The organism is [Clostridium] saccharolyticum WM1, from assembly GCF_000144625.1.
In the GTDB taxonomy this organism is placed as follows: Bacteria; Bacillota; Clostridia; order Lachnospirales; family Lachnospiraceae; genus Lacrimispora; species Lacrimispora saccharolytica.
In genome coordinates this window covers 2,806,469-2,826,526 of sequence record NC_014376.1, presented here as the reverse complement: position 1 = coordinate 2,826,526, position 20,058 = coordinate 2,806,469, and the positions used below count along the sequence as shown (strand labels likewise).

The 20,058-nt window shown below is 45.9% G+C and carries 12 protein-coding genes; 11 read left to right on the top strand and 1 reads right to left on the bottom strand.

Features of this window, described 5'->3' with window-relative positions; translation table 11 throughout:
- Nucleotides 1–16: 16 nt before the first annotated feature.
- Nucleotides 17–964 carry an aromatic acid exporter family protein gene (locus tag CLOSA_RS13130; RefSeq protein ID WP_242647735.1) on the bottom strand — a complete coding sequence of 316 codons (948 nt, stop codon included), beginning with the start codon at nt 962–964 and terminating at the stop codon, nt 17–19.
- Nucleotides 965–1,129: 165 nt separating this feature from the next.
- Here CLOSA_RS13130 and CLOSA_RS13125 point away from each other — a divergent pair, with 165 nt between their 5' ends.
- The 11 genes from CLOSA_RS13125 (at nt 1,130) to CLOSA_RS13075 (ending at nt 20,024) form a co-directional block, all read left to right on the top strand.
- Nucleotides 1,130–1,657 carry a YehS family protein gene (locus tag CLOSA_RS13125; protein WP_013273256.1) on the top strand — a complete coding sequence of 176 codons (528 nt, stop codon included), beginning with the start codon at nt 1,130–1,132 and terminating at the stop codon, nt 1,655–1,657.
- A 249-nt stretch (nt 1,658–1,906) separates the two neighbouring features.
- Nucleotides 1,907–2,710: a hypothetical protein gene (locus CLOSA_RS13120; RefSeq protein WP_013273255.1), complete on the top strand. Its 804-nt coding sequence runs from the start codon at nt 1,907–1,909 to the stop codon at nt 2,708–2,710.
- A gap of 138 nt (nt 2,711–2,848) precedes the next feature.
- Nucleotides 2,849–3,172, top strand: coding sequence for an RNHCP domain-containing protein (locus CLOSA_RS13115; protein ID WP_013273254.1), 324 nt, complete (start codon nt 2,849–2,851; stop codon nt 3,170–3,172).
- Nucleotides 3,173–3,185: 13 nt separating this feature from the next.
- A complete protein-coding gene (locus CLOSA_RS13110) occupies nt 3,186–3,872 on the top strand; it encodes an MgtC/SapB family protein (RefSeq protein WP_013273253.1) in 687 nt (228 codons plus the stop codon).
- A gap of 91 nt (nt 3,873–3,963) precedes the next feature.
- Nucleotides 3,964–4,677, top strand: a complete 714-nt coding sequence (locus CLOSA_RS13105) for a DUF554 domain-containing protein (protein WP_330362142.1) — start codon at nt 3,964–3,966, stop codon at nt 4,675–4,677.
- A 177-nt stretch (nt 4,678–4,854) separates the two neighbouring features.
- Nucleotides 4,855–5,727 carry a shikimate dehydrogenase gene (aroE, locus tag CLOSA_RS13100; protein WP_013273251.1) on the top strand — a complete coding sequence of 291 codons (873 nt, stop codon included), beginning with the start codon at nt 4,855–4,857 and terminating at the stop codon, nt 5,725–5,727.
- Nucleotides 5,728–5,801: 74 nt separating this feature from the next.
- A complete protein-coding gene (locus CLOSA_RS13095; protein ID WP_013273250.1) occupies nt 5,802–6,266 on the top strand; it encodes a GNAT family N-acetyltransferase in 465 nt (154 codons plus the stop codon).
- Nucleotides 6,267–6,785: 519 nt separating this feature from the next.
- Nucleotides 6,786–11,525, top strand: coding sequence for an Ig-like domain-containing protein (locus CLOSA_RS13090; RefSeq protein ID WP_013273249.1), 4,740 nt, complete (start codon nt 6,786–6,788; stop codon nt 11,523–11,525).
- A 59-nt stretch (nt 11,526–11,584) separates the two neighbouring features.
- Nucleotides 11,585–17,107 (top strand): polysaccharide lyase family 8 super-sandwich domain-containing protein, encoded by a 5,523-nt coding sequence (locus CLOSA_RS13085; RefSeq protein ID WP_013273248.1) that lies wholly within the window; start codon nt 11,585–11,587, stop codon nt 17,105–17,107.
- A gap of 16 nt (nt 17,108–17,123) precedes the next feature.
- Entirely contained in the window at nt 17,124–18,146 is a 1,023-nt protein-coding gene (locus CLOSA_RS13080; protein ID WP_013273247.1) for a hypothetical protein, read from the top strand.
- A gap of 267 nt (nt 18,147–18,413) precedes the next feature.
- On the top strand, nt 18,414–20,024 hold the full coding sequence (locus CLOSA_RS13075) for a response regulator (protein WP_013273246.1): 1,611 nt from the start codon (nt 18,414–18,416) through the stop codon (nt 20,022–20,024).
- Nucleotides 20,025–20,058: the final 34 nt, after the last annotated feature.

The window sequence follows — 20,058 nt, the reverse complement described above, 5'->3', positions numbered from 1 at the left end:
CGCCGGCCTCCTGGTTTTATTTCGGATGAGCCAGAACAAACTCCCTTTTTAACATTAGCAGCTTTTTTATCTGCTTTAAGATATAAAACAGGATGGCTCTGGCTTCAAATTCTTCCCGGTGAGAGGGAAGCTCATGGCTTTTTAAATCCTGAAACAAAAGATCTAAATCCTCTAAAAGTCCTTCGGCCGTGTTATCTCTGTGGTACCCCTGTTGAATTCCTTCCAGAAGCATCGCCACCTGCATTGCCTGCCTGGGCAGACAGGTAATGCTTTTGATGTTTTCGTAAATTTCCTGAAGCACCATGCTTTGCTGCTGGCGCATCTGGATATAATCCAATTCATAGGAATCCTTTTTCCAAAGAGCGTTGTTGTAATTATTAAGGGCACATATTCTTGCCAGATCCAGACGTTCCTTAAGCTGGTTCAGACAATCCGGACCATATCCGCTTTTATCCTCCTCCAAGAGCCAGTGAGACATCCGGCTTAAGATCCCCTTTATCTGGGAATCCACGTCATCTGCCAGCTTCTTAAATGCCTTTTCCCTTCTTCGAAGGTGCATATTGACCAGGACTCCTACGGTAGTGCCTGTCAGAAATAAAGCGATTTCGTTTCCAATAAGAGAAGCAGACATGGACTGCTCCGTCAGAAAATGGGTGATCAATACGGAATCCATGGCTATGGCTTCTCCCCAGTCTGCGTAAAGGCAGAGCAGGGCAAATGACAGAAGGTATCCTGCAAATGCAAGGAGAGTAAACCCTAAAAGGCGGAAGGAGGCTGCGGCCAGTATTAAGGCGCAAAGAAAAGCAAGCGTCCGGTTTCTGGCACTTTTTACGGTTTCCCTTTTGGTGTTCTGGATGCTGAGCACTGTAATGATACCGGCCGTAGCGGAATATTTTAATCCAAGCTCTGCGGCAATGGTAATTGCCAGAACTGCTGCAGCAGCAATTTTTATACTTTTAATCACTTTATCTTTATCTATCGCTTTCACCCCCTGAATATTACAGTTTGTGATAACAGTATATCATATTTTTAAAAACATCCTATGAGAAAGATTGCTATTTCCTTCACCAGTGAGTATAATTTTTTTATTGTAGTTTTATAAAAAGCGAATTCCTTAAGGAGGGACAGTGTGGATAACAACGATATTTTAATACGATTGCGGTATGCTATGGATATGAGGGATTCTGATATGATTGAAATATTCAGGCTGGGGGGGATCACGGTTACAAAAGACGGGATCCGCAGGCTTTTGTCAAAGCCCCAGACCAGTTTAAACGTTTCCGGAGAACAAAAGGTCTTAGAAAATAAAAACAGGGACCTATGTGATGACGTTATGCTGGAGTCCTTTTTAAACGGCTACATTATTTTTAAGAGAGGAAAACAGGAACCAAAGCCGGGAGAGCCGGAAAAACCTATGTTCATGATGAAGGATCACAGATCAGTGAACAATGTCCTGCTTAAAAAGGTTAAAATCGCCCTGTCCCTCACCGGAGAGGACATGCTAGATATTTTTAAATCCGTCGGAATCAATCTGTCCAACGGAGAATTAAGTGCAGTTTTGCGGCGAGAAGGGCAGCGCAACTATAAAGAGTGTCAGGACCGGTATGCCAGAAATTTCTTAAAAGGCCTTGCAATTAAGTACCGGTCGGACCAATGATAAAAAGCCAATATTTTTTAAGAACTATCCTGGATTGCTGTCTGAAGATGGGGAGAGGGGTATTGCTTATTATTTTTTTTGTGCTATAATGGAATCAGACGTTTAATCCAGGCGATGCAGGGATTTTGGCGTTTCATGTAAAACCATATAAGTGACCAGTAAAGAACCGTCTTTATAAGAAGGGCTTTTAGTATTGTGCCGGTGGCATGGATATGAAAAGCCCTTCTTTTTTTTGAAAGGAGAATAAAAATGCATTTGGAAGGAATGGAAGTCAGCCATATGAAGTTCGGTGAGGGCAGAGTCATGGAGCTGCAGGAAAAGTACATTACCATACTGTTCCCTCAGGGAGAAAAAAAGTTTTTATATCCTAATTCCTTTAAAAAATTCCTGACCCTCAAGGACAAGAACGTGCAGACACAAATGGATAATATGCTGAAAACAATCATGCAGGAGGAAGAAATCAAACGGGCGGAGGAGATCAGTGAGCAGGAACGAATGGAGGAAATCCAAAACATGAAGATCCGCCCTGATTCCCAGGCGGCTTTTGGATTTGTGGAAAATGACAGGGAACAGGTTTTTTCCTCCTGGGCAGTCTATGCTGGTTCCTATCAGAGCGGCGGTTCCAAAGGAAAGCCCAAGATACCTGTCAGGCTTAAACTGAACTCAGCCTGTCTTCTTACGGAATGCCCGAAAGGGGTGGCAGAGAAGAGGCGGCGCATCATAGGAGCCTTTATGCTCCAGGACAATTTTGAAAGCTCGGCCTGCAGGGATGGCATGATCCAAAGCCATGAAAAATACAGGATCCGTCTGGAAGATAAAGAAACTCTGTTCTATTGGGATTATTTCTCTGACGGAATGGAGATTTCAAAATGGGGAAACGTAGAACTGAAATATTTCTCCAATTTAATCATGGAAAAGATCCTGCATGATATGCAGCAGGCCATCCTTGATGAGGAGCGCCGGAAAGAGGCAGAGGAATTTTACCAGTATTTCTGTCTTATCAACAGGCTGAAGCCTGTATCCAGTAGTGAGATGTCACAATTAAAGGAGTGATGCGTATGGAATGTGTGAGGATGAAGAGCAATGAGAATATAGAGAAACGGAGGCTGCATAGGTTTTGATATGCGGCTCGTTGTGTTAGGCTCATAAGGAAACCGCCTCCGTTTTTTTAGAAAACGGAGGTGATTTTTCATGCATAAGAGAAAGCTGAATACGGCATTCATTTGTCAGAACTGTAAAAGAGAGGTGCTTCCCATCCCAAACGGCAGCTACAGAAACCACTGCCCCTTTTGCCTGTTTTCCCTTCACGTGGATGGGGAAATCCCTGGAGACAGAAAAAATACCTGCAGGGGGCTTATGGAGCCAAAAGGGATTCGGTACCATACGAAAAAGGGATTTCAGCTCATCCACCGGTGTACTAAGTGCGGGGCATACAGACACAATGTTATCTGTGAAGGAAATTGCCAGCCAGACAATCGGAATTTGATTCAGGAACTCATGTATCTGATTACATAAACGGGAGAGGTGATTGATTCATCGTATGTTATCACAGGTTAACACAGCCTCTATTGCATTCCGGCTTTTTTTATCCATTATACTATGCGGGGCCATAGGAATGGAACGAGGGCTGAGGAACCGTCCGGCAGGCTTTATGACCTATCTCCTGGTGGGGTGCGGCTCAGCTCTGATTATGATTACCAATCAGTATATTGCAACAATTTATACCAATGTGGATCCTACACGTATGGCATCCCAGGTGGTAAGCGGAATCGGTTTTTTAGGAGCCGGAACCATTATCACCACCGCTAAAAATGAAATCAGGGGTCTGACCACAGCTGCCGGCCTCTGGGCCGCGGCGGCGGTGGGACTGGCCGTTGGAATCGGTTTTTACAGCGGCGCCGTCTTAGGAAGTGTTTTTATTATTTTTTCCCTGATGTATTTAAAGAAAATTGATCTTTACATAAAGACCCATGCGAAAACCATGGAGTTATATCTGGAATATAATGAAGAGTTTTCCATGCAGCATCTGTCCCTGTACGCAGATCAATCCTGTTATGAGGTTTTCGGCTTAGAGTTTGGTAAGCTGAAGACCATAAACGGGGAATTCGGTACCCTTACCTTTGAAGTCAATTTCCGCCATAAGGTAAACCACATAAAGATCATCGAAGAGATCAGGCAGCTGCCCGGCATTCTTTATGTAAGAGAAGTGGCATAAAGCAGCAGGGGCCGGGAATCGGCGTGATACAATCTATTGCAAAATGGAAGAAATCTGGTATACTGGTTCTCATAGGAAAAGTATGAAAGTTATGGGATACTTTTTGTTACAGAGAGGAAGAACAACCGTGATAGGAACCATTGTAAATACAGCAGCCATTCTGACCGGCAGTATAATAGGAACTTATGTAAAAAAAGGAATTGAAGATAAGTATCAGGACGCATTATATAACGCCATGGGACTTTCCGCCTGCGGCCTGGGCATCCATGCAGTGGTGCAGAATATGCCCAAAAGCAGCTTTCCCGTATTATTTATAATCAGTCTTGCAGCAGGAAGCCTTGCAGGCGCCAGGCTGAATCTGGTGGATAAATTTGACCGGATGGTGTCCCGGTTTTCAAAAGGAGATTTGAGCCAGGGACTTTCAACGGCCATTCTGTTATTCTGCATTGGTACACTTTCCATACTGGGCCCTATGGAAAGCGCTCTTTCCGGGAACAATACCTATCTGTTTACCAATGCGACCCTGGACTTTGTTACATCCATGGTTCTGGCCTCCACCTATGGGATCGGGATCGCCTTATCTGCAGTGGTATTATTTTTTTGGCAGGGCAGCATCTATTTTTTTTCCGGCATCCTTTCCTCTTTTTTGACTCCCCAGCTATTAACCGAGATTTCACTTGTGGGCGGTTTTCTGATCTTTAGCTCCGGCCTTTCCATATTAAAAATAAAAGACTGTAAGGCTCTGAACATGCTGCCGTCTTTATTCGTGCCTGTAATATGGTTTTTAATAAAGTCCTTTTTCTGATGAAATGCCATTGACAGGAAGAAAAGGATCCCGTCGTTTGGTCTGCCACGAGAAAATCTTGACAAGCCGGCGAAAGAAGTGTATCTTATCCGTAATGCGGCAAATCTGACGAAAGTGTCTTGCGGGCACACCTTTAGGCCCTGAAAAGATGGGGAATAGAGTGGAAGGGAGAAAAAGATGGAAAAAAGAATTTCAGGAAAAACAGGTTTGTTAGGTCTTATCGGTTCGCCGGTGGGACATTCCGGCTCGCCTGCCATGTATAATTACTGTTTTGAGAAGCTGGGCCTTGATTACGCATATCTTGCATTTGACATTCAGGTGGAAGAAGTCCCAAAGGCAATGGAAGCGATAAGAACATTTCACATGAGGGGCTGTAACGTGACGATGCCATGTAAAAACGAAGCTGTGAAATACATGGATGAGCTGTCTCCGGCCGCCCGCATCATTGGTGCGGTCAATACCATTGTAAACGAGGATGGGAAGCTGGTCGGGCATATTACAGATGGCCATGGCTTTGTCGATAACCTCCGGGATCACGGAGTGGAAATAGCTGGTAAGAAAATCATTGTCTGCGGCGGAGGCGGAGCTGCAGCCGCCATACAGGTGCAGTGTGCACTGGAGGGAGCCAGAGAAATTTCTATTTTCAACAGAAAGGATGGTTTTTTCGAGAGGACGCTTCAAACTGCAGAAAGGATCAGACAAGAAAAGCCGGATTGCATTGTAAATGTGTATGACATCGGGGATATGGAAACCATGAGAGCAGAGATGGGGTCCAGTGATATTTTAGCCAATGCAACCATTTTGGGTATGAAGCCTATGGACAATGAAAGCGTCATAAAGGATGTTACCATGTTCCGCCCGGGTCTGGTGGTGGTTGATGCGGTTTACAATCCAAAAGAAACAAAGATGTTGAAAGAGGCAAAAGCAGCCGGCTGCACATGCATTAACGGCCAGGGCATGCTTGTATGGCAGGGAGCTGAAGCCTTTAAGCTTTATACCGGGCTGGAAATGCCTGTGGAGGAAGTGAAGAAACTGTTTTTCCGTGAATGATTTTTGTGTTTTGATTCACGTGTTCTTTTAGAACCGTGGAGGAATAAGAATTTTACTGAGAAAGTGATGACCTCATGAAAGAGACGGCTGTTACAACAGATAGACTGTATATGATCCCCCAAAGCCTGGAAGAGCTTGCCTTACGGCTTGAAAAAGAGATGGACGGGGATATGAAAAAGGCATACGGAGACATGATAGAAACCATGAAGCGGCTTCCAGGGCAGGAAGAATGGGGATCGGAATGGAAAATCAGTCTGGCATCCGGATTGACCATAGGCGGGATCGGCTTTAAAGGTGCACCTGATGGGGAAGGAACCGTAGAAATCGGATATGGGATCGATGCGGCTTACCAGGGAAACGGCTACGCTACGGAAGCTGTAAATGGCATGGTGAAATGGGCATTCGCACAAGAAAATGTCCGGTGTGTCACCGCACAAACAGAGCAGGACAATAATCGATCAAAAAAGGTTCTGAGGAACAATGGGTTTGTCCGTGACGGAAATGGAGAGGAAGGACCCCTTTATAAGATCCATTTATGAAATGTACATAGCTGTAGAATTTCCGGATTTGAAAAGGATAGTTGCCAGGGATACGGACCTATCAGCACATCTTGGCTATTCATGAGCAGAAATAACTCCGGGTTTCGTCCGTTTTATCATTTGGCGGCAAAGCGGGCGATGAAAGAAAAAATGCAAGACAACAAAGACTGGTAACAAACCGACTTTTAAGAAGGGCTTTTATTATTGTGCCAATGGCATGGATATGAAAGCGCTTCTTTTTTATCCTGCAAGTGCATGGAGGAAAGAACCCAAGAGCTGCCGGCTCTAAAAAAAGAAAGATGATAAATTTGTAAAAATCGTATCATTCTGTAATAAAAGAATTGGGTAAAAATGAAGATATTGCCAAAAACCTTAAGATGCTTTATTTTTACGTGAGTCCAGAAATGTTATACTTTTTATATATAGAAACGTCCTTGTTCTGCTGCTTTTTTGGGGAAAACGGCTATTTTTGAAAGGAGCGGATTAAGGCGTAATAAAAAGTAAGGGGGATCTTTTCTTATGCGAAAAGGCAGCAGGCTTTTCAAAAGAAAAGCGGCTGGCATGATGGCAGCAGTGATGATGATCGGAATCTTGCCTGTTCCTATAACCGGATTTGCTGATGTCCTGGAAATGCCGCCAGACAGTTATGAAAACATGGAAGAAAACACAAATGAAAACACAAATGAAAACTTGGCGACAAGATCCAATGCCAGCTATGCTACTGCATCCATAGCACAAAAAGAACAGGTACCGCAGGAAGAGGGGACTGTGTATTACGTGGATGCGAAAAACGGCAATGACAGCGGAGACGGAAAGACAGCAGAAACTGCATGGAAGACCTTTGACAGGGTCAATTCCAAAACTTTTCTGCCTGGGGACAAGATATTGCTGAAAGGGGACAGTATCTGGAATCAGTCACTTCGTCCAAAGGGAAGCGGCCGGGAGGGCTCCCCCATCACCATTGACAGGTATGGAGAAGGCAGCCGTCCATTGATAAACGGCAATGGGACATCAGGTCCTTCCATTACTGGCGCAGTAACCATCTACAACGAAGAACATTGGGAAATATACAATCTGGAAGTGACCAATCTGGAAAACACAGATAAGATGGGAGAAGCCATGGACAGCGGTACCAGCGAACGGGCCGGAATCCTGATCTATTCCTCCAACCAGAAAAAGATATACAAGCATATTGTCGTAAAAAACTGCTATGTGCATGACGTTAACTCCAGCTTTAAAGGCGGGAAAACCTCCGGCGGCATCATCGTTATGGGGCATTACCTGGACAAAGACGGAAACCGTGTCACCGTTGATGACAGCGGAAATTTAACAGCCAAGGCCATGGGGCGTGCAGCTTTTGAAGATGTGCTTATTGAAGGAAATTACGTAAAAAACGTGGCGATTGAAGGGATCAGGAATAAATGCAATACGGATATTTCCGGTTCCGGATGGGGGAAGAATGAATTTCTTAAAAACTACTCCAACGTAACCATCCGTAATAATTATCTGGAAAATGTTGTAGGCGACGGAATCGTTTTGACGGAAACAAAAGGCGGGCTGATCGAAGGAAATATGGTAAACTCTTCCTGCGGCTTTGACCGGGGTTCCGTAAACTATGCCCAGTGCTGGACCATGTTTGCCGATAATGTTACCGTACAGTACAATGAGGTTTACGGCAACCGGTACGGATACGATGACGGCGAGGCTTTTGACTCCGATATGATGAATGTGGACAATATTTTCCAATACAATTTAAGCCATGACTGCGGCGGCGGAGCCATGCTTTTCATGGCCAGCCAGAAAAATACCATATTCCGCTATAATCTTAGCATCAACGACGGTACAGGTACCTACCCGGGGGAAAGCAGGATGCAGCAGCAGACCTTCCATTACGACAATACGGCTTCTGCCGGTCCCAGTGTGGGAAAAATTTATAACAATACCATTGTTCTTTTTGGAGAAGATAAAAAGACCTCTCTTTTCGGCGGGAAAAGCAAGAGAACCTGTTATGTGGATTTTAAAAATAACATCGTTCTTGCCAAGGACGGAGCGGTCGTTGATTTTGCAGTTTTGGATCAGGGTTCTTCCATTCATGGTGACAGTATCATAGAAAACAACTGTTTCTATCCGGATACCATTGCAAACACCCGTGCAGGCTCTGTTTTAAATAAGGAGAGCCTTCAGGCCAAAGGCAATATATTTAAGGATCCCATGCTCATGGACCATAAGGCCGGAAAGGATTATTCCCGTTATCAGTATCCAATGGATGAGCAGGAAGACCTTGTGGATTCTGATTTTACCAAAGACAGGATCCAAAAGCTGGCAGAGCCATATCAACTGACAGAAACGTCCCCCTGTATCCGGGCAGGACAAAGGATTGAAGGCATGCCTACCGAGGATATTATGGGCAATACCATTGCAGGGCGTGTGGACATAGGAGCGTTGGAATATTCCAGTGAAGATGAGCTGGCAGAGGAAGTAGAAGAAGTCCGCATCGTCACCACTCCGGGGGTAGTGCCGAAACTGCCGGTAACTTTAAACATTGTTCTGGCGGGGGAATCCTATCGTTATCCGGTTGTGTGGGAGGCACTGACAAGGGAGGATTGCATGGAGACGGGTGTGTTGGAACTGGAGGGAGTTCTTCCGGGATTATCCAACCAGGTGGTGGCCACTATAATCATAGCGGATGCTCCGGAACACTTTGAACCGGTTGAGGTTTCCACCTTTGCGGGAATTTACCCCTCACTCCCTGAAACGGTTACCGCGGAGTTTACCGGAGGACTAACTCTGGATCTGGGGGTGACATGGAATCCACTCCCTCTGGAACAGTATTCCCATGAAGGAGAGATTGCGGTGGAAGGGACCGTATCCGGCTTAAAAACCAGATGTATAGCTAAGGTGACGATCCTCGGTGAGCTGGGAGACGGAACAAGTGTAAAGGAGACAATATCATCAAAGGATGCCTATACTCAGCAATCGGACGGAAACAAGGCCTATGGAAGCTCTGATCCCGGTGTCATTAAGATCAAAACTGCAAATAATTCTCCTTCCTACACAAGAAGAGGTCTGATCAGCTTTGATTTAAGGGAAGACGAGCAAATGCTTAAGACCGCCTCCAGAGTCACTATTAAGCTGCAGATGACAAGACCGGTTTCAGAGTCGGATTATAAAAATATTAACAACCATTTCTATCTCAAGGTTTATGAGGTAGATGACAACTGGGAGGAAAGCACGGTGACATGGAATTCCTCTCCCAATCGTTCCAACGGCAGCTTGGTGATCAATGATAAAAAAATCGTTTATGCCAATATCCGTGATCTCAATAACAATATCGTGGAGCTTGACGTGACGGATTGTGTGAAAAACGCCTATGGAAAAAAAGGACAGACAAAATTCTCATTCCTTATGACAACAGATTATTTCGGAGAATATGCAAACGGTGATAACGGCGGCATTGATTTTGCTTCCAAAGAGGCCGCGGGAAAAATGGCTCCCACCATGGTACTGAGCAATGTTTACGAAACCCAGACAGAAGCTGTTTCCGTATCAACACCGGCCGGAAAGATGCCGGTTCTGCCGGAAACTGTTTCAGTTACTTATTCCAACGGGGACCAGAAGAACGTAACCGTGGAATGGAACAACACGGATCCTGCAGCCTGCAAGAGCGAGGGAAGCTTTGTGGTGTATGGAAAGGCAGATGGAGTGAAGCTTCCCATCAGGTGTACCGTTTATGTTATGGAAGCAATACATAAAGTCGTTTCGGTAAGAGATATCCCTGCAATCATCCAACTGGTAGGCACTCCATGGGAGGAACTGGGCCTGCCGGGGTCGGCAGCAGTTTTGCTGGATAATGGAAAGGAAGCAAAAGTTCCCATTGAATATTGGTTTCCGGATAATGCCTATGACCCGGAAAAAGTATTTTCCTACACGTGTATCGGATATCTGGATCTCAACGGCCACGAAACCATTGAAAATCCGGACCAGAAGTTTGCTGCGGTGACCGTAAATGTGATCCAGCCGGAAGACAAGAATGCCCTTCTGGTTCTCTATACGGAAGCAGCAGACTTAGTCAGCCAGGGGGGATTGGACCGGCTGACCGGCGGGGCAAGGAACCGCTTCCTGAAGGCCTTTCATCAGGCGGTTTCCGTACTGATCAATACAAAGGCAACAGAAACTGAGGTGCATAAGGCTTATTCCAATTTGATGGAAGCTATCTGGAATCTGGATTCAGAAGAAAATCTCATGCCGGAACTATCCGCACTCCGGGATTTGGTGCTGATAGGGGAATCAAAGAACAAGAAGGATTATACGAAAGAGTCCTATGAGGTGTTACAGGATGCCCTCTCAGAAGCCAGATCTGTGTTAAAGGATAAAACTCTGACAAAGGGTGATCAGAACCGGGTGGACCAGGCCTATGACGATTTGAAGGAGGCCATTGACGGACTGGAATTCAGCGGAAATTCAGGATCGGAAACCAGGATCGTCACAGGAATTAAAATCACTTCGCTGCCGGAAAAAACAGAATACCTCACAGGAGAACGAATCAGCCATTCCGGTCTGATGGTAGCCGCCGTATACAGTGACGGCTCGACAAAAATCATTAGCGGTTATGAAATATCAGATGCAAGCACTACTGTACCGGGGGTAAAGGATGTAGTCATCACTTACCGCACAGCGGTCAATCAAGCGGTCAAGGTGTTTACAGATGCGTTTCAGATAAGAGTTGTGAAGGAAGGTTCCCAAGAAAGCAGCTCCGGCAGTTTCAGGCAAGGTACGTCTTCCCAAAAGGCAGGTTCTGATGTGAGGGGACAATGGCAGCAGACCGGAGGAACCTCATGGAGATTCTTAAAGGCAGACAAAACCTACGCAGCCAATGAATGGGCGAAAATCAACGGGAAATGGTACCGGTTCAATAGCGTCGGTATGATGGAGACCGGGTGGACCGTGGACCAGGGAATATGGTACCGGCTCAGTCCCCAAGGCGCCATGGAAACAGGCTGGGTAAAGGAAGAATCAGACGGCTATTGGTATTACCTTGATGAATCAGGCGCCATGAGGACCGGCTGGATCTTAATTCATGGAATCTGGTATTACTTTAACCCTGTTGCTCAGGGAGAAACCGGCTGGCAGAAAACAGAAGACGGCAAATGGGGGTTCCAGACAGGGGAAAGCGGAAGCAGACCAATGGGAGCCCTATGTACCAATACCACAACGGCGGATGGGTATCAGGTAGATGAAAACGGAGCCTGGGTCCGGTGATCAATTTATCCTGAAAGAGGGATATCCCTCTTTCAGGGACCATTTGGGGGAGCGGTCTTATGAAGGTAAAAAGGAAAAGATTTTGCTGTGCAGTGCTGGCTTATCTTATGCTGACGGGGAATCTCATGGGAAATATAGCTTATGGGGCTCTTTTGCCGGGAGGCTCTGCAGGAGAGAGGGATCAAATGAATCTGGAAACAATTTTAAATGACGGGCTGGTCATGCATTCTTCCTTTGATGAAAGCAGTATCTCCGGGAACAAGGTAAAAGACCAGACCGGACGGGGTAATAATGGGACAATTTACGGCCAGCCGGACTTTGTAAAGGGGATCCTGGGCAACGGGGTTTCCATGGATAACGGAAGCAGGGCAGGGCAGGCCAATACAAAAGCCGACCAGTATATCAGCTATGGCCAGACCACTGACTTAACATTTGGAACGGGGGATTTTTCCCTGTCCTTTTGGATGAAGACAGAAAATCACGGACAGAACAACGGAACGATTCTTTCCAATAAAAACTATTTAAGCGGCAGCAATACAGGATGGGCCTTTGGAAATTTTAATAATGCCAGCAATGTGGATTTAAGAATGAATTTTTCCGGAACAGGAAACAGCCGGGTGGAATTAAAGGGAATTCCTGCCAATGATGATAAGTGGCATCATGTGACTGGAAGCTTTGACCGGGAGGGGGATATGACGGTTTATTTAGACGGGGAAAAATATTTGTCTACTTCCATGACGGGACACAAAGGAAAATCCGTTGATACGGGATTGGACTTTATTTTGGGCGGTGACGGCAGAGGGTGTTATGGCATGAGCGGCTGTATCATTGATGAGCTGCGGGTGTATAACAAGGCGGTGGATGCCTCTGCGGTAAAAATCATTTATGAAGCGGAAGGGGTCATGGCAGCCGTGGAACAGATGGAAACCCGGCTGGCTTCCATAAGGCCTGGTTCCCAGTATCCCATGGACCAGATCCAAGCGATGGAAGAGGACATCCAGCATGTAAAGAATGGGCTGGAGTCTATGACTGCCTCCGCTGCCATGGAAGCCGTCAGCCGACTGAAAGAAAGGTTCCATCAATTTCTGGAAGGCCGTGAGCCGATTGGCAGCTTCCAGGTGGTATCCGATGTTCACATTAAGTCCGGCAACGTATCCGATGCCAATGGGGCAAATTTCATCGCAGGATTAAAGGACATGAAAGCCATTGACCCGGATTCCCTGGGGCTGCTGAATTTAGGTGATTTTACACAGAGCAGTACGGAGGCACAGTATCATGGGCTCTATACCATTATGGACCAGTATTCTCCGGTCACTGACGATAAGGTTATTATAACCTTGGGAAACCATGATGTCAGGGGATATCATTCCGCTGACTGGAACAAGGATGAAAGTGTGATCAGTGCTTACTGGCCGGCTGCCAAAGCCCTTTATCTTAAAAATAACAAAAGATACATGCCTGGCAACGGCCAAAGCCTTTATTTTGATAAATGGCTGGGCGGGTATCATTTTATTGTGATCAATACGGAAAACGGCTTAAAAGATGCCATGTATCTTTCCCCGGAACAATTAAACTGGCTGGACAAAACTCTGGCTGAAAATGCCAGTCCGGATAAACCGATTTTTGTCATGGGACACAATGCCCTTAAGGATACCCATTGGAGAAGCAATATTCTTCTGGATTTCGGGAATCAGGATGCCAAAGTAAAAGAGATATTTGCAAAGTATCCTCAGGTGATTTATATGTCCGGCCACATTCACAACGGATTTGGGGTGGCGGAAGCCATTGACAGGGAATACGGCATCATGATTGATGTCCCTTCCTATAATGAATCGGAAAACGGAAGAAAGGAAGCTGGTATCGGATATCATGTAAAGATTTACGAAGACAGTGTGATATTTAAGGCAAGAAACTTTAAAACCTCTGTCTGGCTTCCGGAGTATGATATTACGGTGGCACTACCCGGCCTTCCTGCTGTATATAAACAGGCGAAGTGCTTAAATCCCGGCGATTATGAGACCGTACCCTATGGAAAAGTACGGGACCTTATGGAAGAAGGGAGGGGGATTTTTAAGAAGGTTTACGATCAGAGTAAGCTGACCTATGAAAACGTTGGCCCTCCTGAGGTCCGCCTGTTTCCCGGTGAGGTGAGAGACCGGGTCAATGAGCTAGCAGCAGGACTTTCTGCTGCTATGGAAGGGCTGACACCGGTAGATTCTCAGTTTCAGGAATTACGGAATAAATGGCTTTACACACTTTTGGGCGGAGAATTGGATACCGGCAATGAGGCGGTCCGCACCTATCTTAAGGGAGTGGATGAGAAAGCCGAAGGATACTGGAACACCATGAACAAGGGAAACGATGATTCCAGAATTAATCTCTGGGATGATCTTGATATGAGCTTCATCAAAGGAACCGGCGCAGAGGCCAAGGTCCATTCCGGCAATGTGGCCCAGACCTTTTACCGGTTAAAGGATATCGCCATTGCATGGGCAACCAAAGGCTGCCGGCTGTATCAAAAGGAAGAAGTGAAACATGAGCTGATCCTGGCTCTGGACTTTATGAATGAACATCACTATAGCAGCAGCAATGAAAAAACACCGGTGTTTGGAAACTGGTGGCACTGGGAAATCGGAGGCCCCATAGCATTTCTGGATACGGCTCTGATTCTTTATAAAGACCTGACTCCTGGTCAGTTGAGCCGCTATGCAGCAGCAGTCAACCGGTTTACTGCCGTATGCGACCGTCCCTCCGGTTATCCCGGCTCTCCGGCCATGACAGGGGCAAACTTAATTGACAAAGGCATGGTAGTGGTTCAAACCGGCCTGTTGACGGATAACAGGGAGAAACTGGATCATGTGAAAAAGGCGTACAAAACTGTATTTAAATATGTGACCGGGGGAGACGGATTCTATGAGGACGGGTCCTTTATCCAGCATCAGGCTCTGGCTTATATGGGCGGATACGGTTCTCAGTTGTATGAAAAGCTGAGCATTCTGTTCTCTGTATTTTCCGGTACGGATTTTGAACTGACCTACGAGGATCATGCAGAACAGCTGATCTATGATATGATATTTGAAGGAATCGAACCATTTATCTATCATGGCCTGTGTATGGATCTGGTATCCGGCAGAGACATTACAAGAAAAACCTCAAATGACAAGACAAGAGGTGCGGGAATCATGGATTCTATGATGCTGATGGGTGACGCTATGCCGGCAGAGCAGCAGAGCCGCTTTAACCGTATGATGAAATACTTCATCGGTCTGGATGAGGATTTTTACTATAGCCGCAGCACCCATATTGCTTCCCTAATGAAGGCAAATGAGATCATGAATGATGCATCCATTGAACCAAGAAGCGAGTATGTGCTTCACAAGCTGTTTGCTGGAATGGATAAGCTGGTACATATTATGCCGGAATATGGATTCGCCCTATCCATGCATTCCAGCCGTACCTACGGACATGAATGGATTAACGATGAAGGGAAGCGCACCTGGAATATTTCCGATGGAATGACCTACTTATACAACAGTGACAGGGACCAGTACGGGGAAGGTTACTGGGCCACTGTAGATCCTAAGCGTCTGGCCGGGATTACCACAGAATATGTTACTCGCCCCAACGGTGCCGGCGACCGAACAAAGAATAGTTACAGCTGGGTGGGCGGTTCCAGCGTGGGTAATTACGGCAGTGCAGGAATGCATTATAAGACCTTGGGCAGCAGCGGCAGCACCAGATCAGGCACTGATGCAAAAAAGTCCTGGTTCATGTTTGATGATGAGATCGCAGCAGTTGGAAGCGGGATCACTTCATCCACCGGCAATTATGTGGAGACCATTATTGACAACCGAAAACTTCAAAAGGATGGAAGCAATCAGGTTCTGATCGATGGAGTACCAATGGACATCAGGAACGATGGCGGGGAAGGGCCGTTAAAAGGTACGAAAATAACTGGAACTTCCTGGATCCACCTGGAAGGAAATACCGAAGGCTCTGACATAGGCTATTATTTTCCGGGAAAAGCAGATGTTATGGCATTAAAAGAAAAGAGGACCGGTAATTGGAATGCTCAGGGAACCACGGAAGGGGAGGAAACGAACCAGTTTGCCACCTTCTGGCTGGAGCACGGGAAAAAGCCTGTAAATGGATCTTATTCCTATGTGATTCTTCCGGGAAGGACTGCAGAGGAAACGGCCCGTTACGGTCAGTCACCTGATATTGAAATATTAGAGTGCAGCGAAGATGCCCATGCAGTAAGGGAAACGAACCTGGGAATAACCGCAGTAAACTTCTGGAATAACAAAACAGTAACCGCAGCAGGCATCACATCAGATAAAGCGGCATCAGTGACTGTGCAGATCAACGGAGATGAGGCAACCATAGGGGTGTCAGACCCGACCCAGGAGAACAATGGAACCATTGAGTTATCTCTTCCATACATAGGGGGTGACGTGAAGGAATCCGACCTTGGTGTGGAGGTGCTTCAGAAAGTCCCCTTCATGAAACTGGCTGTGAAAACTGCAGGGCTGGCAGGCAGGACCAGAAATATTACCATAAAGGTGCTGGAGCCTGAAACATGTGAAATCATGGGACTTTCCGGAGAATTCAGCCGGATCAAGGCAGAACCTGGAACAAAGTTTGTAAATCTGCAGCTTCCCGAAACCGTGGAGGTCTACGATAATGCAGGAGGCATCCACAGGCTGGAGATTGTATGGGAGAGAGGGGATTATCAGAAAGACGTCATAGGGACTTATGAATTGGCCGGACATCTGGTATTGCCTCAGGGACTGTATAATACGGCAGGTTTTACCGCATCAATTCAGGTGCAGGTGGGGGAAGAAATAACCCTGGTCATGGATGATGTTTATGTACAGGGCGGCACCGATGGGGATAAGAATTTCAGCGGTTCAGCCAGCCTGATTGTAAAAAATGATGCAGGAGCCCAGAATTACACCAGAAAATCCCTTATGAAATTCAGTCTGGACCAAATGAAGGAAATCCCTCAGGCAGTTTATCTTACCTTTGAGCTTACGGACACGCCAAGTACGGATTTTGCCATTGCGGATATTTATCAGGTGGAAAATGACTGGAAAGGAACGGCTGTGACTTTTAACAGCTTCCCACCCCGTACAGCTGCAAACCCGGTAGCCTCCTTTACAAAGGCCATGGCAGGAGAGAGCCTGATACAGAAGCTGGATGTGACGGATGCAGTCTGCAGAGCATTAACGGGCGGAGATGCGGAAATCTCTTTTGAGATCAGCATCCCAACGGCGGCCAAAAACAATTATGCAGGAATTCATTCATCCAGAACTGTTAAAGAGGGGGCCCAAAAGCCGTCGCTTAAGTGGGAACCCGATTATGTACCGGAAAGGATAATAAAAAAGAATTTAAACTACATAATTGATCTGGCTTCCAATATCAAACCGGAGGACTATACCAATGTAGATGAAATAAGCCTGGCACAGATGATTGACGAAGGAAAACAGATTCTCCTGGATCCGGATGCAGAAATGGAAGAAATTCATGAAATGGAGAGACGTCTGACCCGGGAAATGGTAAAATATAGAAGAAGATTCTAAGCATCAGGAGGAGAATATGAAACAGAAAGCCCACAGATGGAAGAGGATAATGGGAGCGGTATCAGCCGTGGTTTTGCTTATGGCCGGAATCTGGTGGTTAAAACGGCCATCCTATGAAGTGATGAAAATTGAAAACAGCATCATAACCCAGGACCATCTGGCGCTTTATGAAACTGACTGCCGGGCCCAGATAGCATCTGATTTTTACAGCAAATATAAGCTGGACCCAAATGAAGACGGATTCTGGGAGACATCGGTCCATGGCGAGTCCCCAAAGGAAGCATTAAGACAGATGGCCATGGACCGTCTTCTCCGGGATACGGTAGAACGGGTGAAGGCTTCCCAATATGGAATTCCTGCGGATATCACTCTAAAAGATATCAAACGGTCCCTGGAGAAAGAGAATAAAAAGCGGCAGTCTTCTGAACGCATATCTTACGGTCCCGGCCAGTATGGTCTGATGGAATATGTCTCCAGAACCCAGATGGAAATCAGGGACGAGCTGAAGAGAACACTTATGGAGGAGAAGCTGGAACCTTCCCAGGATCAGCTTAAGGAGTTATATGCCGGTGCAGACCCGTCCCTGTTTGATAAAGGCTGCAGGGCCAGAATCGGAATTTATATGTTTTACGGCATGAAAGCCGGGGAGTATCCGGAAGAGCTGAAAAAGGTCTGGTGCTATGTGGAGAAGGGATTGGCCCAAGGAATGGCGCCGGCTGATCTCATTCATGGCATCAATGAATGGTCTGAGGCGAAGATCGAATACGAGGAAGCAGTCTATGATATGTCTGATTTGCCCAGAGACAATCAGGAAATAACTTGGCTGGTGGAACAGACCCGGTTCTTGGAGCCGGGGCAGAACAGCGGCGTATTGGACTACGGTCCTTCCCAGGGAATCCTCCTGGTTCTGGATAAGCATGACTACGGAAAGGCAGGATATGAAGAGTCGGTGCCCCTTTTAAAGAATATGTGGCTGGAAAAAGCCTATGAGGAATACATCAAACAGTGTTTGGAAGAGTACGGTTACCATGTAAAATGATGAATATGAAAGGTAAGGGGGTTAAAAAATGCTGATTCCAGCGGCATCAGGCCGGGATTAACGAGGGGAATGGTTAGGATATACGCATTTTCTAATAGCAATGGTTTGTTTATTACCATGGGAGAAAAGAAACCGGAATACCAGAAGAGACAATATTTACGCCCTGAAATCCTTGGGAAACGCTGAGTGGAACAAGGCAGGGCTATGTATGCAGGGAATCTAAAGCTTCCATTGAAATATCAAACATAGGCAAAAGGAGAATGACTAATGTATCGCATCATGATCGTAGATGACGAGCCGCTGATTTTGGCAGGGGTCACTTCCCTTCTTAACTGGGAAGAGCATCAATGTAATATAGTGAGAAAAGCCTCCAACGGCAAGCAGGCACTTGGATTAATGGAAACTCTTCAGCCGGATATCGTAATATCCGATATTAAAATGCCTGTTATGGATGGAATCAGTTTTATGAAGGCGTCTATAGAAAATGGATATACGGCATCCTTTATTCTTCTGACAAACCTGGAAGAAATTTCTCTGATTAAAGAAGCGCTGCGTCTGGGAGCGGTTGATTATCTTGTGAAGCTGGAGCTTGATGAAAAAGCACTGATCGCAGCCCTGGAAAGAGCCAAAGACAGATGCAATTTAACCCACCGAAGGATACCGGCCATGGAAGACGGGGAGGGAACCACGGACCAGCGCATACACAATTATTTCAGGCATATATTGATTAGCGACAGGGATACTCAGCCGGATGAAGAGCTGGCGGCGGTGATCAGAGAGCATTATCCGGTCCTGCTTTTGATGCTGATTCATTTTAATTATGAATTTGAGGGAGCTGCCGAGAAATTTACCAGGGCCGATCAGAAAAGAACCATGAAATTCGCGGAAAATATCATTCATGAAATGGCAAAGGGTTTCTTTGACAGAAGCTGTCTTCTTAAGAAGGAGCAAAACAGTTTTATTCTTGTACTTTCGCTGGAGGGGCTGGCTGACTATCAACAACAGGCTGAGACAATGAGCGTCAAGCTGCGCCAGGCAATGAAGTTTTATTTCCAGGGACCTGTGTCCATTGCTGTCAGCCGGCCGGTGGGGGAAGCAGATGAGATCCAGGACCTTCTTTATCAGGCAATGAGTGCGATGAATGATACATATTGTGACGATTCCGGCCAGATTATTTTTTATTCGGAAAACTGCAGAGAAAGCTTCCGTCACAGCAGAAGCTTTAATATTAATTTTTTAAAGAAGGAACTAAAGGGTATCATCCGCCGTAATGACCATGACAGCTTTTCCCATATAATGAACCAGATCATTGAACTGTTCGTTCAATGCAGGCCTTCCCGTGCCCAGGCCGTAAATGCATGCAGCAATCTTTACTACTTTATAACTTTTTTGCTGGAAGAAAGAAAAGAGGAGAACTTCCCCTATATTTTGGATGTGGCAGGGCAATTAAACCGGCTGTCTGACTTAAACGCTGTGATTGCCTGGCTGGAGAGATTTCGTGATCAGGTGGCAGAAGCACTGGTGATCTGTAAGGAAAGCAGGCAGGATAAATATATGGAACTGATTCTGGATTACATCCGTGAGCATTACCGGGAAAAAATAACCTTAAACCAGATGTCTTCCATGCTGAATATCAGCCAGGGGTATTTAAGCAGCACGTTTAAAAAAAATACGGGGAAGAACTTTACGGATTATGTCACAGAGGTTAAAATTGAAAAGGCAAAGGAACTGATTGAAACGTATCAGTATATGATGTATGAAGTTTCAGATATGCTTGGTTTTGATACACAGTACTATTTCAGTGCTGTATTTAAAAAAATTACGGGGTATACTCCAAAGGAATATGAGAATCTAACAATAAAAAAGAGCTGTTCCTGATGGAATTGTGCCTTCCTACGATAGCAGATAAGTA

What these genes read in the sequence shown, in the direction of transcription:
- CLOSA_RS13085 (WP_013273248.1), top strand. Translation starts at nt 11,585, where the DNA reads ATGAAGGTAAAAAGGAAAAGATTTTGCTGTGCAGTGCTGGCTTATCTT.
- aroE (WP_013273251.1), top strand. Translation starts at nt 4,855, where the DNA reads ATGGAAAAAAGAATTTCAGGAAAAACAGGTTTGTTAGGTCTTATCGGT.
- CLOSA_RS13120 (WP_013273255.1), top strand. Translation starts at nt 1,907, where the DNA reads ATGCATTTGGAAGGAATGGAAGTCAGCCATATGAAGTTCGGTGAGGGC.
- CLOSA_RS13095 (WP_013273250.1), top strand. Translation starts at nt 5,802, where the DNA reads ATGAAAGAGACGGCTGTTACAACAGATAGACTGTATATGATCCCCCAA.
- CLOSA_RS13105 (WP_330362142.1), top strand. Translation starts at nt 3,964, where the DNA reads ATGGGATACTTTTTGTTACAGAGAGGAAGAACAACCGTGATAGGAACC.
- CLOSA_RS13080 (WP_013273247.1), top strand. Translation starts at nt 17,124, where the DNA reads ATGAAACAGAAAGCCCACAGATGGAAGAGGATAATGGGAGCGGTATCA.
- CLOSA_RS13090 (WP_013273249.1), top strand. Translation starts at nt 6,786, where the DNA reads ATGCGAAAAGGCAGCAGGCTTTTCAAAAGAAAAGCGGCTGGCATGATG.
- CLOSA_RS13075 (WP_013273246.1), top strand. Translation starts at nt 18,414, where the DNA reads ATGTATCGCATCATGATCGTAGATGACGAGCCGCTGATTTTGGCAGGG.
- CLOSA_RS13115 (WP_013273254.1), top strand. Translation starts at nt 2,849, where the DNA reads ATGCATAAGAGAAAGCTGAATACGGCATTCATTTGTCAGAACTGTAAA.